Source organism: Pseudomonas sp. ITEM 17296 (assembly GCF_028895205.1).
Lineage (GTDB): Bacteria > Pseudomonadota > Gammaproteobacteria > Pseudomonadales > Pseudomonadaceae > Aquipseudomonas > Aquipseudomonas kermanshahensis.
Genome location: NZ_WJRS01000001.1, coordinates 450,184 through 464,645 on the forward strand (window position 1 = coordinate 450,184; position 14,462 = coordinate 464,645).

Annotated in this window: 13 protein-coding genes; 4 read left to right on the forward strand and 9 right to left on the reverse strand. The window is 63.6% G+C overall.

Annotation, left to right across the window (positions count from 1 at the left end; translation table 11 throughout):
* Positions 1 to 57 precede the first annotated feature (57 nt).
* Positions 58 to 2,664, reverse strand: coding sequence for a leucine--tRNA ligase (gene leuS, locus GIB19_RS01975; protein WP_027592620.1), 2,607 nt, complete (start codon positions 2,662 to 2,664; stop codon positions 58 to 60).
* A gap of 227 nt (positions 2,665 to 2,891) precedes the next feature.
* On the opposite strand from leuS, the gene GIB19_RS01980 reads away from it, so the two are divergent.
* Together GIB19_RS01980 and GIB19_RS01985 are read left to right on the forward strand one after the other, a co-directional pair.
* Positions 2,892 to 3,206, forward strand: coding sequence for a hypothetical protein (locus tag GIB19_RS01980; RefSeq protein WP_027592621.1), 315 nt, complete (start codon positions 2,892 to 2,894; stop codon positions 3,204 to 3,206).
* A 132-nt stretch (positions 3,207 to 3,338) separates the two neighbouring features.
* Positions 3,339 to 4,100, forward strand: a complete 762-nt coding sequence (locus GIB19_RS01985) for a YdcF family protein (protein WP_027592622.1) — start codon at positions 3,339 to 3,341, stop codon at positions 4,098 to 4,100.
* A gap of 126 nt (positions 4,101 to 4,226) precedes the next feature.
* Here the strand turns inward: GIB19_RS01985 and lnt are convergent, their stop codons facing one another.
* Genes lnt through GIB19_RS02005 form a run of 4 tightly spaced genes read right to left on the reverse strand, consistent with a single transcriptional unit; the run spans position 4,227 to position 8,082 of the window.
* On the reverse strand, positions 4,227 to 5,744 hold the full coding sequence (lnt, locus tag GIB19_RS01990) for an apolipoprotein N-acyltransferase (protein WP_274883153.1): 1,518 nt from the start codon (positions 5,742 to 5,744) through the stop codon (positions 4,227 to 4,229).
* Positions 5,745 to 5,752: 8 nt separating this feature from the next.
* Positions 5,753 to 6,592, reverse strand: a complete 840-nt coding sequence (locus tag GIB19_RS01995; protein ID WP_027592624.1) for an HlyC/CorC family transporter — start codon at positions 6,590 to 6,592, stop codon at positions 5,753 to 5,755.
* A 25-nt stretch (positions 6,593 to 6,617) separates the two neighbouring features.
* Positions 6,618 to 7,091, reverse strand: a complete 474-nt coding sequence (ybeY, locus tag GIB19_RS02000; protein WP_027592625.1) for an rRNA maturation RNase YbeY — start codon at positions 7,089 to 7,091, stop codon at positions 6,618 to 6,620.
* Entirely contained in the window at positions 7,084 to 8,082 is a 999-nt protein-coding gene (locus GIB19_RS02005; RefSeq protein WP_027592626.1) for a PhoH family protein, read from the reverse strand. Before GIB19_RS02005 ends, ybeY begins: the two co-directional genes overlap by 8 nt.
* Before the next feature lie 250 nt (positions 8,083 to 8,332).
* On the opposite strand from GIB19_RS02005, the gene GIB19_RS02010 reads away from it, so the two are divergent.
* Positions 8,333 to 8,659 (forward strand): DUF1820 family protein, encoded by a 327-nt coding sequence (locus tag GIB19_RS02010; protein ID WP_027592627.1) that lies wholly within the window; start codon positions 8,333 to 8,335, stop codon positions 8,657 to 8,659.
* 6 nt (positions 8,660 to 8,665) lie between these two features.
* Here GIB19_RS02010 and GIB19_RS02015 read toward each other — a convergent pair whose 3' ends face one another.
* The 4 genes from GIB19_RS02015 to GIB19_RS02030 all read right to left on the reverse strand — a co-directional run bounded on the left by GIB19_RS02015 (position 8,666) and on the right by GIB19_RS02030 (position 12,136).
* Entirely contained in the window at positions 8,666 to 9,211 is a 546-nt protein-coding gene (locus GIB19_RS02015; RefSeq protein ID WP_027592628.1) for a tetratricopeptide repeat protein, read from the reverse strand.
* 188 nt (positions 9,212 to 9,399) lie between these two features.
* Positions 9,400 to 10,683: a glutamate-1-semialdehyde 2,1-aminomutase gene (gene hemL, locus GIB19_RS02020; protein ID WP_085272346.1), complete on the reverse strand. Its 1,284-nt coding sequence runs from the start codon at positions 10,681 to 10,683 to the stop codon at positions 9,400 to 9,402.
* 17 nt (positions 10,684 to 10,700) lie between these two features.
* Entirely contained in the window at positions 10,701 to 11,324 is a 624-nt protein-coding gene (gene thiE / locus GIB19_RS02025) for a thiamine phosphate synthase (RefSeq protein ID WP_027592630.1), read from the reverse strand.
* Positions 11,325 to 11,338: 14 nt separating this feature from the next.
* The gene (locus tag GIB19_RS02030) at positions 11,339 to 12,136 is read right to left on the reverse strand and encodes a hydroxymethylpyrimidine/phosphomethylpyrimidine kinase (protein ID WP_085272375.1); all 798 of its coding nucleotides are present in this window, start codon (positions 12,134 to 12,136) and stop codon (positions 11,339 to 11,341) included.
* 265 nt (positions 12,137 to 12,401) lie between these two features.
* Here GIB19_RS02030 and GIB19_RS02035 point away from each other — a divergent pair, with 265 nt between their 5' ends.
* Positions 12,402 to 14,390 (forward strand): sensor histidine kinase, encoded by a 1,989-nt coding sequence (locus tag GIB19_RS02035; protein WP_274883162.1) that lies wholly within the window; start codon positions 12,402 to 12,404, stop codon positions 14,388 to 14,390.
* Positions 14,391 to 14,462: the final 72 nt, after the last annotated feature.

A 14,462-nucleotide genomic window follows, 5' to 3' on the forward strand; every position in this document is an offset into this window, starting at 1 on the left:
GTTGCTCCCTCTTGGGCCTGTACCGCCCGCCCGCAGAACCTGCGGGCGGGCGTGCCATCAATTGGCGACGATGTTGACCAGCTTGCCCGGTACCACGATGACCTTGCGGATGGTCAGGCCATCGATGAAGCGCAGGACATTCTCGTTGCTGCGGGCGGCGGCTTCGATTTCCTCGCGGCTGGCGGCGGCCGGCATTTCGACCTGGCCACGCAGCTTGCCGTTGACCTGCACCACCAGGACGATGCTGTCCTGTACCAGTGCGCTCTCGTCGACGGCTGGCCAGCCAGCATCGATGACCGCCTGGTCGTGGCCCAGCGCCTTCCACAGTTCGTGGGAGATGTGCGGGGTGATCGGCGCCAGCAGCAGGGTGACGGCTTCAAGGCCTTCCTGCAGCAGGGCACGGTCCTGTTCGGTGGCTTGCGGGGCCTTTTCCAGGACGTTCATCACGGTCATCACCTGGGCGATGGCGGTGTTGAACTTGTGGTACTGGCCCACGTCGGTGCTGGCCTGCTTGATCGCGGCGTGGATGGCGCGGCGGATGACCTTTTGCGCGTCGTCCAGCGTGGCGACATCCAGCTTGCCCGGCAGGCCCTGGCTGACGTGGCCTTGGGCCAGACGCCAGACACGGCGCAGGAAGCGGCTGGCACCTTCGACGCCGGAATCGGACCACTCCAGGCTCATGTCGGGCGGCGATGCGAACATCATGAACAGGCGGCAGGTATCGGCGCCGTAGGCTTCGATCATCGATTGCGGGTCGACGCCGTTGTTCTTCGACTTCGACATCTTCTCGGTGCCGCCGATTTCCACTGGCAGGCCGTCGGTCTTCAGGCGGGCGCCAATGATCTTGGCCTTGGCGTCACGTTCGATCTCGACATCGGCCGGGTTGAACCAGTCCTTGCCGCCGTTGCTGGCAACGCGGTAGTAGGTCTCGGCGACTACCATGCCCTGGGTCAGCAGGTTCTTGAACGGCTCGTTCGAGGTGACCAGGCCTTCGTCACGCATCAGCTTGTGGAAGAAGCGCGCGTACAGCAGGTGCAGGATCGCGTGCTCGATACCGCCGATGTACTGGTCGACCGGCAGCCAGTGGTTGGCGGCTTTAGGGTCGACCAGGCCTTGGTCGTAGTTTGGCGAGGCGTAGCGGGCGAAGTACCAGGACGACTCGACGAAGGTGTCCATGGTGTCGGTTTCGCGCTTGGCCGCCGTGCCGCATTTCGGGCAGGTGCATTCGTAGAACTCGGGCATGCGCGCCAGCGGCGAGCCGGCACCGTCCGGTACCACGTTTTCTGGCAGGGTGACCGGCAGCTGGTCTTCCGGCACCGGCACGTCGCCGCAGGACGGGCAGTGGATGATCGGGATCGGGCAGCCCCAGTAACGCTGACGGCTGATGCCCCAGTCGCGCAGGCGGAACTGGGTGCGCGACTTGCCGAGTTCCTTGCGGATCAGGGCGGCTTCGATGGCGTCGAAAGCGCCGGCGAAGTCCAGGCCGTCGAACTCGCCGGAATTGATCAGTTGGCCATGCTCGCCGTAGGCAGCCTGCCACTCGTTGCCGACTTCATCGCCAGCGCTGGTGCGCACCACGGCTTTGACCGGCAGGTTGTACTTGTGGGCGAACTCGAAGTCGCGCTCGTCGTGGGCCGGCACGGCCATCACGGCGCCATCGCCGTAGTGCATCAGCACGTAGTTGGCGACCCAAACCGGCAGCTTCTCGCCGGTCAGCGGGTGTTCGACCAGCAGGGAAGTGGGCATGCCCTTCTTCTCCTGGGTGGCCATATCGGCCTCGGCGACGCTGCCGCTCTTGCACTCGTCAATGAACGCCTGCAGCGCCGGGTTGCCTTGGGCAGCCTGGGTGGCCAGCGGGTGTTCGGCGGCGACGGCGACGTAGGTGGCGCCCATCAGCGTGTCAGGACGGGTGGTGAAGACCTTGAGGGCGCCTTCGTGGCCGATGCTGGCCTGGTCGAACGGGAACTGGACTTCCATGCCACGCGATTTGCCGATCCAGTTGCGCTGCATGGTCTTGACCTGTTCAGGCCAGCCCGGCAGCTCGTCGAGGCTCTCGAGCAGCTCGTCGGCGTAGTCGGTGATGCGGAAGTAGTACATCGGGATTTCGCGCTTCTCAATCAGCGCGCCCGAACGCCAGCCACGGCCGTCGATGACCTGCTCGTTGGCGAGCACGGTCTGGTCGGCCGGGTCCCAGTTCACGGTACCGTTCTTGCGGTAGATGACGCCCTTTTCGAACAGGCGGGTGAACAGCCACTGTTCCCAGCGGTAGTAGTCCGGCTTGCAGGTGGTGACTTCACGTGCCCAATCGATGGCCAGGCCCAGGCTCTTGAGCTGGGTCTTCATGTAGTCGATGTTTTCGTACGTCCACTTGGCCGGGGCGACGTTGTTTTTCATCGCCGCGTTTTCCGCGGGCATGCCGAAAGCGTCCCAGCCCATCGGCTGCAGGACGTTTTTGCCCAGCATGCGCTGGTAGCGGGCAATCACGTCACCGATGGTGTAGTTGCGCACGTGGCCCATGTGTAGCTTGCCGCTCGGGTACGGGAACATCGATAGGCAATAGTAGGTGTCTTTGCCTGGCTGTTCGGTAACAGCGAACGATTGTTGCTCGTCCCAGAAGTTCTGGGCGGCGGCTTCGATATCACGGGGCGTGTATTGTTCGTGCATGGCTACTTTTGGCTGAGAGAGAAGAGACCTTGTTCCAGGCAGCGGAACCTCGCTGCAACCGGTACTCCGGTGTCGTTTAGAGTGAACGCCGTAGCATACAGCAGCGCTGCGCATCGTGGGAAACCTTGATTGCGAATGCCCGCTGGTCGCGGCAAACGGCTGCTTTTTAGAGTGACGCTAAGCTCAGGTGTGGGGGGAGATATTTTTATCTTCAATGAGGTGAACGGATGGGAGAGACGCAGCTACCCGCAATCAAACCGGAGCTTTACGAACGCCTGATCGACCGCCTTGGCCTGGCATTGGAAGTTGCCCGGACGTCGGTACGATTGCGCGACGAGAGTCCAGCCGAGCTGGAGTTGCGCGGCCTTAGCCACGCAGAGTTCGAAGTGATCAAGGCCTACCTGGAATCCCTTCCGGAGCGCCAAAATGCCTGTGCCGGCAGTTACCCGCAAGCGGAGCCGACATCGGCCAAGATCATCTGGCTCAAGGACAAGAAACGCCCCGCCAGCACGGCGAGATCCAGGACGCTGCCGCATCGTTAGCCGTTCAGGACGCCAGGCGCAGGCCATCGCGCGCCGGTTCTTCAATACACTTCTCACGATCGTCGCCGGCCGCACACTTGTTGCCCGGCGTCGATCCTCTTAGGCTGCACGCCTTCCATGGAGGTGTAGCCGATGCCCATTCGATTCTTCATCAAGCAATGGCTGATGCCGCCGGGCGTCCTGTTCCTGCTGCTGCTGGCCGCCTGGTGGCTGCGTACCCGCCGCCCGCGGCTGGCGGGGCTGTGCTTTGCAGTGGGGCTGGGTGGCCTGTGGCTGATGAGTTTGCCCCTGGTGGTGCAGGAGTCGGCACGGTTGCTGGAAACCGAACCGCCTTTGCAGGTCAGCGAGTGGGCGGGCCTTGCCGGCAGGGCGGATGCCATCGTCGTGCTAGGTGCCGGGCGTGAGCGCGGCGACCCGGCTTGGGGTGGGGATGACCAGCCTACGGCAACGGCCCTTGAGCGCATGCGCTTTGCTGCGCGGCTGGCCAAGGCGTCGGGGTTGCCGGTGCTGACCAGCGGTGGCTTGCACTACGGTACGCCGCCGAGCGAGGCGCGGTTGATGGCGGACCGCCTGCATGAGGATTTCGCGGTGCAGGTGAAGTGGAAGGAAGAGGACAGCCGCACGACCTGGGAAAATGCCCAGATGAGCGCCAAGGTGTTGCAGCCGTTGGGTATCCGCCGGGTGGTGGTGGTGACCCAGGCGTGGCACATGCAGCGCTCGCGCTGGAGCTTCGAGCAGGCCGGGTTCGAGGTGGTGCCGGCGCCGGTGGGATTCCTCGGGCGTGATCATGCACGGCCGTTCGGTGGGTTGCTGCCAGAGAGCCGGGCCATGTGGCAAAGCGGGCAGTTGCTCAATGAAGCCGTTGGGTTGTTGGGGTATCGGTTGTTCTATTGAGCCTTGTATTGCTTGTGCTGGCCTCTTCGCGGGTAAACCCGCTCCCACAGGGTCTCCACTGTCGTCGAGGCCAGTGGAGATCCTGTGGGAGCGGGTTTACCCGCGAAGAGGCCGGTGCAGGAGAACTCAAACGGTCTTGGCGATGCGCCCGGCCAGCAACGCCCAGCCCAGCAACAGCACACAGAGGATCGCCAGCGGCCACGAGCGCCACTGCAGGTAAGGCGTCAATTGCTGCATCGGCACCACCTCGCCATACAGCACCGCCTGCTGGAACTGCGGAATTTGCGTGGTAATGCGCCCGAACGGGTCGATCAGCGCGGTTATGCCGTTGTTGGTGGCGCGGATCATCCAGCGGCCGGCTTCCAGTGCCCGCATCTGCGCCATCTGCAGGTGTTGCAGGGGGCCGATGGAGGTGCCGAACCAGGTGTCGTTGCTGATGGTCAGCAGCAGGTCGCTACGCGCCGCCAGGCTCGCCGCGAACTCGGGGTAGACCACTTCGTAGCAGATGTACGGCGCGATCTGGTAACCCTTGGCCTGCAACAGCGGCTGGTCTTCGGGGCCCCGGGCAAAGTCCGACATGGGCAGGTTGAAGAACTCGATCGCGCCACGCAGCATGTCTTGCAGCGGCACATACTCGCCAAACGGCACCAGTTTCTGCTTGAGGTAGGTGCCGTCGCCTTCGCCGGTCACGGTGATGCCGTTGTAATAGCGGCGTTGGTGGTGCACCACCTCACGTACGGGGACGCCGGTGATCAGCGCCGAATGCCGCTCGGCGGCAAAGCGGCCCATCACGTCGATATAGCCCTGGGCCTGGTCCTTGAGCACCGGCACCGCGGTTTCGGGCCAGATCAGCAGGTCTACGGGCTTCGAGGTGAAGGTCATGTCGCGGTACAACGCCAGCTGCGCGTCGATGTGCGCGGGGTCCCATTTCACCTCTTGCTCGACGTTGCCTTGGATGGCGGCCACCTTGAGCGGATCACCCGCAGGCTTGGTCCAGGCGTGCCCCTTGAGGGCCATGCCCAGTACCCAGGGGCCCAGCAACAGCACGCCGGCGACGGCCAGGAACGAGGGCCGGGCGCGTAGCCGATGCAGGTTGCACAGCAAGGCAGCGCTAAGCGCCAGGGTGAAGGAAATCAGCCACACGCCGCCTAGCGGCGCCAAGCCCGCCAAGGGGCCATCGAGCTGGCTGTAGCCCGCATAAAGCCAGGGGAAGCCGGTCAGGAACCAGCCCCGGAAGGCCTCTTGCAACAGCCACAGGGCAGCGAAGCACAAGGCATCGGCCAGCGGCGCCTCGTTGCGCCGCAGCCAGCGCGCCCACAGCCACGTGGGCAGGGCGAAGAACCAGGCAAGGGCGGCGAAGAACGCCAGCAGCAGCAGGATCGCCAGCAGCGGCGAAGCGCCGCCGTAGGTGTTCATGCTGACGTAGATCCACCAGGTGCCGGCGCCGTACAGGCCAAAGCCGAAACACCAGCCGCGGCCCATGGCCTGGCGCGGGCTGAGCTCGCGCAGGCCAAGGTAAAGCAGGGCGATGGACAACAGGGCCAGCGGCCAGATGTTGAACGGCGCCAGGGCCAGGAGGGTGGAAGCGCCGGCCGCCATGGCCAGCAGGTTACCGGGCCAGCCGGGGCGGGTGATCCAACGCATGATTGTCCTTAGCGGGTGATCGGTGTCAGGCGCAGCAGGTGAATCCGCCGGCTGTCGGCATTGAGAATGCGGAACTTGTAGGCACCGATCTCGGTGGTTTCGTTGCGCTTGGGCAGGTGCCCGAACGCGCTCATCACCAGGCCGCCCACGGTGTCGAATTCGTCATCGGAGAAGGTGCTGTCGAAGAACTCGTTAAAGTTCTCGATCGGGGTCAGCGCCTTGACCAGGAAGTCGCCGCTGGGCAGCGGCTTGATGTAGCTGTCTTCCTCGACGTCGTGTTCGTCCTCGATGTCACCGACGATCTGTTCGAGCACGTCCTCGATGGTCACCAGGCCTGCCACACCGCCGTACTCGTCGATGACGACGGCCATGTGGTTATGGTTGGCGCGGAACTCGCGCAGCAGCACGTTCAGGCGCTTGGACTCCGGCACGAAGGTGGCCGGGCGCAGCAGGTCCTTGATGTTGAAGCTGTCGCCGTTCTCTTTGAGGATCAGCGGCAGCAGGTCCTTGGCGAGCAGGATGCCCAGCACATCATCGTGGCTTTCGCCGATCACCGGGTAGCGCGAGTGCGCGGCGTCGATCACCGCCGGCAGGAACTCGCGAGGCGATTGGCTGGCCTTGATGCTGATCATTTGCGAGCGCGGCACCATGATGTCGCGTACCTGCAGGTCAGCAACCTGGATGGCGCCTTCGACAATGGTCAGCGCTTCGCTGTCGAGCAGCTTGTTCTGATGGGCTTCGCGCAGCAGCTCAAGGAGCTCCTGGCGGTTTTTCGGCTCATGGGCAAAAGCCTGGGTCAGTTTACCCAGCCAGGACTTTTGCCCGTTGCTCGATCGATCTTCGCTCATGGCGGTTCTCGTGATCCTTGCAGTATCAGTGTGTGATGGTTTCGTCTTCATCGTCGGCATACGGGTCAGGGTGACCCAGTTCTGCCAGCAATTCTCGTTCCAGGGCTTCCATTTCCTCGGCTTCGTCATCGTCGATGTGGTCGTAGCCGAGCAAGTGCAGGCAGCCGTGGATGACCAGGTGCGCCCAATGGGCTTCCAGGGTTTTGCCCTGTTCGGCGGCCTCGCGCTCGACCACCGCCACGCAGATCACCAGGTCGCCTAGCAGGGGGATATCGAGCAGGTCATCAGGCACGTCGGCCGGGAACGACAGCACATTGGTCGCGTAGTCCTTGTGCCGGTAGGTGTGGTTCAGCTCGCGGCCTTCGGCTTCGTCGACCAGGCGGATGGTCATCTCCGAGTCGGCGCTGCGCTGGCGCAGGGCCAGCTCGCACCAGCGGCGGAAGGCAGCATCGTCAGGGGCGGCGGCGTCCGTGGCCCGTTGCAAGTCAAGTTCAAGCATCTTTGCCGGGGGCCTCTGGCTTGGCCTGACGGCCTTCGAAGCGGTCGTAGGCCTCGACGATGCGTTGCACCAGTGGGTGACGAACCACATCTTTGGGTTGGAAATGGGTAAAGCTGATACCCGGAACGTCCCGGAGCACCTCGATCACGTGCGCCAGGCCCGACTTCGTGCCACGGGGCAGGTCGACCTGGGTGATGTCACCGGTGATCACCGCCGTCGAGCCGAAGCCGATGCGGGTGAGGAACATCTTCATCTGCTCGAGCGTGGTGTTCTGGCTTTCGTCGAGGATGATGAAGCTGTTGTTCAGGGTACGGCCACGCATGTAGGCCAGCGGGGCGATCTCGATCACCTGGCGCTCGATCAGCTTGGCTACGTGTTCGAAGCCCAGCATTTCGTACAGGGCGTCGTACAGCGGGCGCAGGTACGGGTCGATCTTCTGTGCCAGGTCACCGGGCAGGAAGCCGAGCTTTTCGCCCGCTTCGACTGCCGGGCGTACCAGCAGGATGCGGCGCACTTGCTCGCGCTCCAGGGCATCTACGGCACAGGCCACGGCCAGGTACGTCTTGCCGGTACCGGCCGGGCCGATGCCGAAGTTGATGTCGTTGGCCAGGATTTCCTTGACGTACCGCTGCTGGTTGACACCGCGCGGGCGAATGTTGCCCTTGCGCGTGCGCAACGAGACGCTGACCTCGTTGACCGCCGGGTTGTCGATGTTCTCGACGGTCGATTCCTGCAGGTACAGGTGGACCGTTTCTGGCGACAAGTCGGTGGCCTTGGCCTCGCGGTAGAGGCGGCGCAGCAGTTGCTCGGCAGCGGAGGTGGTCTTGGGTTCGCCGATCAGTTCGAACTGATTGCCGCGGTTGCGGATCTCGATGGCCAGGCGTTGCTCGATGAGGCGCAGGTGCTCGTCGAACTGGCCGCACAAGTTGGCGAAACGGTGGGCCTCGAAAGGTTCGAGGATGAAACGATGAGGTTCTATGGGTGCGTTCAAGGTCGTTTTTAGCCGCCCGACGGCAATGGGTGTGAGCTCAAGAATAACCCTTGAATGGCAGTGGCGAAAGCACTGAAACGTTCAACGGTATGTAGGGCCTGTTCTGGCCTCTTCGCGGGTGAACCCGCTCCCACAGGTACTGCGCAGGTTTCAAGGCCGGTGGAGCGCCTGTGGGAGCGGGTTTACCCGCGAAGAGGCCGGCACTGCTATGATGCGCACCTTTTCTTACGCATGTGTTATCCCGCCAACCATGAGCAAACGCGAACCCGCCATCTATAAAGTGATCTTCCTCAACCAGGGGCAGGTCTTCGAGATGTATGCCAAGCAGATCTACCAGAGCGACCTGTGGGGCTTCCTGGAAATCGAGGAGTTCGTCTTCGGCGAGCGCACCCAGGTGGTGGTCGACCCCAGCGAAGAGAAGCTCAAGAGCCAGTTCGAGGGCGTGATCCGCAGCTTCGTGCCGATGCATTCGATCGTGCGCATCGACGAGGTCGAGCGCTTGGGCACGGCGAAGATCAGCGAGGCCAAGGGCGGCGGCAATGTGATGCCGTTCCCCATGCCGATGCCAGAGAAGTAGGGCGTTTCAGGGAAGTGGCGAGAACGGCGAGCGCCCTTCGGCGTTCTGCAGTTCAAGCAGGTACTTGCGGAAGATCTGGCCGAGCACCTGGGTCGCGTGTTCCAGCTCGTCGCGGGGCATCTGCTCGGTCACTTCGTCGGCCATGTCCAGCGCATCTTCGGCGCCGTTGACCGCCGCCATCTTCAGCAGAATGTAGGCCTGCACGTTATTGGCCTTGACCCCTTCGCCGCGGAAGAACATGGCGCCAAGCCGGTATTGGGCCTGGGCGTGGCCTTGCAACGAGGCCTGCTGAAACCAGTTCAGGGCCTTGTTCAGGTCTTTGGGCGTCTGGGTGTAGTAGTACTCGCCCAGTTCGAACTGCGCCTGGGCATCCCCCGTCGTCGCCGTCTGCTCGCAGGCCTTGAGGGCATTGGCGAGGTCTTCTGGCTGAACATTCAGGGTGCAGCGGCTCGTCGCTGGAATCAGCAATGAGTTACCACCCTCCGCCAGGGCCAGCAGGGGCTGAAGAAGCAACAGGCAGCCCAGGGTCAGGGCGCGGCCGGTGCGGTTCATGGGGATCGACTTACCTCTGCAAAGCTGCGGCCAATGTCTCTGGTGGCACATTATGGGATAAGCAGCGCCAACCTTACAAAGTTTTACGCGAAATTCTGTCGGGTTGGGGAAGTCAGCTGATTGTGTAGGAGCGGCCTTACGTCGCGAAAGGGCTGTAAGGGCGCTCCTACAGGGGCAGATGTGGCGGTTTACTTCAGTGCAGCAAAGGCCTTTTCAGCGGCATCCAGGGTGATCTGCAGCTCCTTGTCGCCATGGGCGATGGAGGTGAAGCCCGCCTCGAACGCGCTTGGCGCCAGGTACACGCCACCGTCGAGCATCAGGTGGAAGAAGCGCTTGAAGCGATCCGCATCGCTGGCCATCACGTCGTCGAAGGTGACGATGTCATCGGCGCCGCTGAAGTACAGGCCGAACATGGCGCCCGCCTGTGTGGTGACGAACGGTACGCCAGCGGCATCGGCACGCTGTTGCAGGCCGTCGAGCATGCGGCTGGTGAAATCGGTCAGTTCGGCGTGGAAGCCTGGGCGGCTGATCAGTTTCAGCGTGGTCAGGCCGGCGGCCATGGCCAGCGGGTTGCCCGACAGGGTACCGGCCTGGTAGACCGGGCCCAGCGGGGCGATGCAGCCCATGATCTCGCGCTTGCCGCCGAAGCAGCCGACCGGCATGCCGCCGCCGACGATCTTGCCGAAGGTCGACAGGTCAGGGGTGATGCCATAGTAGCCTTGGGCGCCGCCCAGCGAGACGCGGAAGCCGGTCATCACTTCGTCGAAGATCAACACCACGCCGTGCTTGTCGCACTGCTCGCGCAGGCCTTCGAGGAAGCCCGGGGCTGGCGGTACGCAGTTCATGTTGCCGGCGACCGGCTCGACAATGATGCACGCCACGGTCTGGCCGACGTCAGCCAGGGTTTTTTCGACCGCGGCAATGTCGTTGAACGGCAGGGTCAGGGTGTGTTTGGCGAAGTCAGCCGGCACGCCCGCCGAGCTTGGCACGCCTTGCGTCAGAAGGCCCGAGCCGGCTTTCACCAGCAGGCTGTCGGAGTGGCCGTGGTAGCAGCCTTCGAACTTGATGATGGCGTCGCGGCCGGTGTAGCCACGGGCCAGGCGGATGGCGCTCATGGTGGCTTCCGTGCCCGAGCTGACCATGCGGACCATTTCCATCGACGGCACGAGCGAGCAGACCAGGTCGGCCATCTCGGTTTCCATGGCGGTCGGGGCGCCGTAGGACAGGCCGTGTTGCAGTTGGTTGCGCACCGCATCGAGCACTTCAGGGTGGCCGTGGCCGAGGATCATCGGGCCCCAGGAACCCACGTAGTCGACGTAGCGCTTGTCGTCTTCGTCAACGACATAGGCGCCTTCGGCGTGCTTGAAGAACAACGGCGTGCCGCCAACGCTCTTGAACGCGCGGACGGGCGAGTTGACGCCACCCGGGATGTGCTTCTGGGCTTGGGCGAACAGGGTTTCGGAACGGGACATGGGATCTTCTCTCGAAATCAGGAAGCGAACAGGGCGTTGAAGGCACGGGCGCGGCGGGTGACTTCCTGCGCGCTATCGGTACCAAACAGGCCGTGGATCACCGCCAGCAGGTCGGCGCCATGGGCGACCAACGGGGCAGCGTTGTCGAGGGTGACGCCGCCGATCACGGCGATCGGCAGCTTGACCTGGGCGCGGGCCTGTTCCAGCAGGTCGAGGCTGGCGGCCGGTGCGCCCGGCTTTGTCACGGAGTTGAAAAAGCGACCGAAGGCCACGTAGCTGGCGCCTTCGCTGGCGGCCTGGCGGGCCAGGTCGAGCTGCGCGTGGCAGGTCGAGCCGATGATGGCCTCGCGGCCCAGCAACGCACGGGCCGGGGTCAGCGGGCCGTCGGTCTGGCCCAGGTGCACGCCGACACCCAGGCGTGCGGCCAGTTCGGCGTCGTCGTTGATGATCAGCTGGGTGTCGTAGCGCTCGCACAGTTGCTTCAAGGCTTCGGCTTCGCGCAGGCGACGCGCGGCGTCGTCACTCTTGTCGCGGTACTGCAACAGTCGCACCCCGCCGTCCAGGGCCGCTTCGACATGGGACAGAAAACGGCCGGCGAGCAGCTGGCTGTCGGTGATTGCGTACAGACCGCGTAGCTTCATCTGAAAGCCTCGTATCAGGAGCAGAAATCCAGGGGCAGGCGGCGCGGCACGTACTGGCCCTTGCCCAGTTGCTCGGCGTCACGCAGGGTGCGCCAGGTGTAGTCCAGGGCGCTGCGCACAGCGCTTTGCAGTGCTTCGCCCAGGGCCAGTCGGCCGGCCAGGGCGCTGGCCAGGGTGCAACCGGAACCGTGGTAGCTGCCTGGCAGGCGTTGGCAGGTCCAGGTCAGGCGTTGGCCATCGCGGCTGTACAGGCGGTTGTGGATTTCGTCTTCGTCGCCGTGACCCCCGGTAATCAACAGGTGTCTACAGAACGGCAACAGTTTCTCGGCACACTCGTCGGCAGTGCCTTCAGGCAGCTCGGCGAGAATGCGCGCTTCCGGCAGGTTCGGCGTGGCGATGGTCGCCAGCGGCAGCAGGCGTTCGCGCACGGCGTAACCCACTTCGTCCTTGCCCAGGCGGCCACCGCCACCGGCACGCAGCACCGGGTCGCAGACCAGCGGCAGGTGCGGGTGGGCGGCAAGCAGTTCGGCGACGGTGTCGACCATGTCGATCGAACCGAGCATGCCCAGCTTGACGGCCGCTACCGTGGAGTCAGCCAGCACGGCGTTGGCCTGGGCCAGCACCCACTCGCGGTCGAGCACGCGGAAGTCGGAAACATTGACGGTATCCTGGACGGTCAGGGCGGTCACCGCGGGTGCGGCGTGACAGCCTTGGGCGATCAGGGCTTCGATATCTGCCTGCAAGCCGGCGCCGCCACTGGGGTCGTGGCCGGAGAGACAGAGGACAACGGGGCGGGAGCTGTAGGTATTCATGGGCGGCGAGCTTACCACCAAACCCATTTGTGGGGATCGTCCTACAAACGAGTTTTGCTGATCGACTGGTCAGATTCAGGTGTGTTGTTCTGCTGAAAGTATTGATTTAGAGCCTTTGGGCCGCAATTCGAGATGGCCGATTGCCAGGTAGGAAAGCTATGCTAGAGTGCTCGGATAACTCGACAAACGGGTTCTGCCGGATTACGTCGTCTCAAACGGATGGGAGGCAACCGCGACGCGACCGGACAGGCCATGCTGGGGCTGTATGCGCTATTTGCTGATTGTGCTTCTGGGCTTGTTGCCCGTGCTGGCCGTTGCGGTCGACTTCGACGACGCTACCCGCCATCTTCCGCTGGGCGAAACCCTTCAGGTCTTCGAAGACCCTGATGGCAGTACCAGCATTGCCCAAGTCAGTGAGCCCACGTTCGCCAAGCACTTTCGGGCCCATCACGAGCCTGTGTTGAACGCGGGTTATTCCACGTCGGTGTTCTGGTTGAAGATCGACCTGCGTTACCTGCCGTCAGCCGCTGCCACCCCCCGCCAATGGCTGCTGGAACTGGCCTACCCCCCCCTGGATCACCTCGAGTTGTACCTGCCCGACAGCACCGGTACCTACCGCCTGGCCCAGCGCACGGGCGACGCCTTGCCTTACGCCAGCCGGCAGATCCGGCAGAACAACTACCTGTTCGAGTTGCCGCTGCCCCCAGGCCAGGCGACCACCGTCTACTTGCGCTTGCACAGCCAGGGTTCGGTGCAGGCGCCGCTGGCGCTATGGTCGGCCGAGGCCTACATGGAGGACCAGCCCACGCGCTTGTACGTACTGGGCATGATCTACGGCGTGTTGCTGGTGATGCTGGTGTACAACCTGTTCATCTACCTCAGCGTGCGGGATGTCAGCTACCTCTACTACATCCTCTACATCGCCTCGTTCGGTCTTTATCAGGTTTCGGTGAACGGTGCGGGGGTCGCCTACTTCTGGCCGGACAGCCCCTGGTGGGCGAATGCCTCGACGCCCTTGTTCATTGGCGCTGCCGGTTTGTTCGGCTGCCAGTTCGCCCGGCATTTTCTGCAATTGGGCAAGATCAGCCGTGGCTTCGACCGGTTGTTGCAACTGCTGATGCTGGGCGGTGGTTTGGTGATGGTCTTGGCCGTGAGCATGCCGTATGGCATCGCCCTGCGCATGGCCACGGTGCTGGCGTTGCTGTTCACCGTCAGCATCTTTGCCGCTGGCGTGTATGCCTGGTCGCGCGGTTTGCGGGTGGCGCGCTGGTTCATCATCGCCTGGTCGGCGTTTTTGCTGGGCGGGCTGGTCAACACCTTGATGGTGCTGGGTTACTTGCCGAACGTGTTTATCACGATGTATGCCAGCCAGTTGGGCTCGGCGCTGGAGGTGGCGCTGCTGTCGCTGGCGCTGGCCGACCGTATCAACAGCCTGCGCGAGCAACAGGCGCAGACCCTGCGTGAAACCGGTCGAACCCTGGAGCAGTTGAACCTGCAACTGGCCAGGAGCAACCGCTTGAAGGACGAGTTCCTGGCCACGGTCACCCATGAACTGCGCACCCCGATGAATGGTGTGATCGGCTCGCTTGAGCTGATGCACACCCTGCCGATGGAGGCCGAAATGGCCCAGTACCATCGCACAGCGGTCACGTCGGCGCAGAGCATGATGGACATGGTCGACGACATCCTCACCCTCTCCGAGCTGCAGGGCGGCCGCTTGCGTGTGCAGGCCGCGCCCTTCAGCCTGCGTAACATGCTGCAAGGCTTGCGAGCCGCACACGCTGGCCAGGCGCTGGGCAAAGGGTTGTACCTGAGCCTGGACATACCTGCCGATCTGCCAGACGCGCTGCTGTCCGATGCGCAAAAACTGGCCCGTTGCCTGGGTTGCCTGCTGGACAACGGCCTGAAGTTCACCGATCAGGGTGGGGTCATGCTGCAGGTGCGCGGCCAGCGCCTGGGGCCGGACAACTTGGCGCTTACCTTCACGGTCAGTGACAGCGGCATCGGCTTTGATGATCTCGACCAGGCCACGCTTTATCAGCGTTTTTTCCAGGTTGACGGTTCCATGACCCGGCGTTATGGCGGGCTGGGGATCGGCTTGTCGATTTGCAGGCAGATGGGCGAGTTGCTGGGGGCCACGCTGTCGCATGAATCTACGCGCGGGTTGGGGAGCCGGTTCGAGTTGACGATGAAAGTCGCGATATCGCAGGTGCAGTTGCCTCCGCACTCTCAGCAGACGCGTCGCTCCTTCTAGTAGTAGGTGTATCGATAGCGGGCAGGACGCGTTTGGGGCTGACAGGCGCCCGCCACGGGAGGTATAGCGCCT

What these genes read in the sequence shown, in the direction of transcription:
- leuS (WP_027592620.1), bottom strand. Translation starts at nt 2,664, where the DNA reads ATGCACGAACAATACACGCCCCGTGATATCGAAGCCGCCGCCCAGAAC.
- GIB19_RS01980 (WP_027592621.1), top strand. Translation starts at nt 2,892, where the DNA reads ATGGGAGAGACGCAGCTACCCGCAATCAAACCGGAGCTTTACGAACGC.
- GIB19_RS01985 (WP_027592622.1), top strand. Translation starts at nt 3,339, where the DNA reads ATGCCCATTCGATTCTTCATCAAGCAATGGCTGATGCCGCCGGGCGTC.
- lnt (WP_274883153.1), bottom strand. Translation starts at nt 5,744, where the DNA reads ATGCGTTGGATCACCCGCCCCGGCTGGCCCGGTAACCTGCTGGCCATG.
- GIB19_RS01995 (WP_027592624.1), bottom strand. Translation starts at nt 6,592, where the DNA reads ATGAGCGAAGATCGATCGAGCAACGGGCAAAAGTCCTGGCTGGGTAAA.
- ybeY (WP_027592625.1), bottom strand. Translation starts at nt 7,091, where the DNA reads ATGCTTGAACTTGACTTGCAACGGGCCACGGACGCCGCCGCCCCTGAC.
- GIB19_RS02010 (WP_027592627.1), top strand. Translation starts at nt 8,333, where the DNA reads ATGAGCAAACGCGAACCCGCCATCTATAAAGTGATCTTCCTCAACCAG.
- GIB19_RS02015 (WP_027592628.1), bottom strand. Translation starts at nt 9,211, where the DNA reads ATGAACCGCACCGGCCGCGCCCTGACCCTGGGCTGCCTGTTGCTTCTT.
- hemL (WP_085272346.1), bottom strand. Translation starts at nt 10,683, where the DNA reads ATGTCCCGTTCCGAAACCCTGTTCGCCCAAGCCCAGAAGCACATCCCG.
- thiE (WP_027592630.1), bottom strand. Translation starts at nt 11,324, where the DNA reads ATGAAGCTACGCGGTCTGTACGCAATCACCGACAGCCAGCTGCTCGCC.
- GIB19_RS02030 (WP_085272375.1), bottom strand. Translation starts at nt 12,136, where the DNA reads ATGAATACCTACAGCTCCCGCCCCGTTGTCCTCTGTCTCTCCGGCCAC.
- GIB19_RS02035 (WP_274883162.1), top strand. Translation starts at nt 12,402, where the DNA reads ATGCGCTATTTGCTGATTGTGCTTCTGGGCTTGTTGCCCGTGCTGGCC.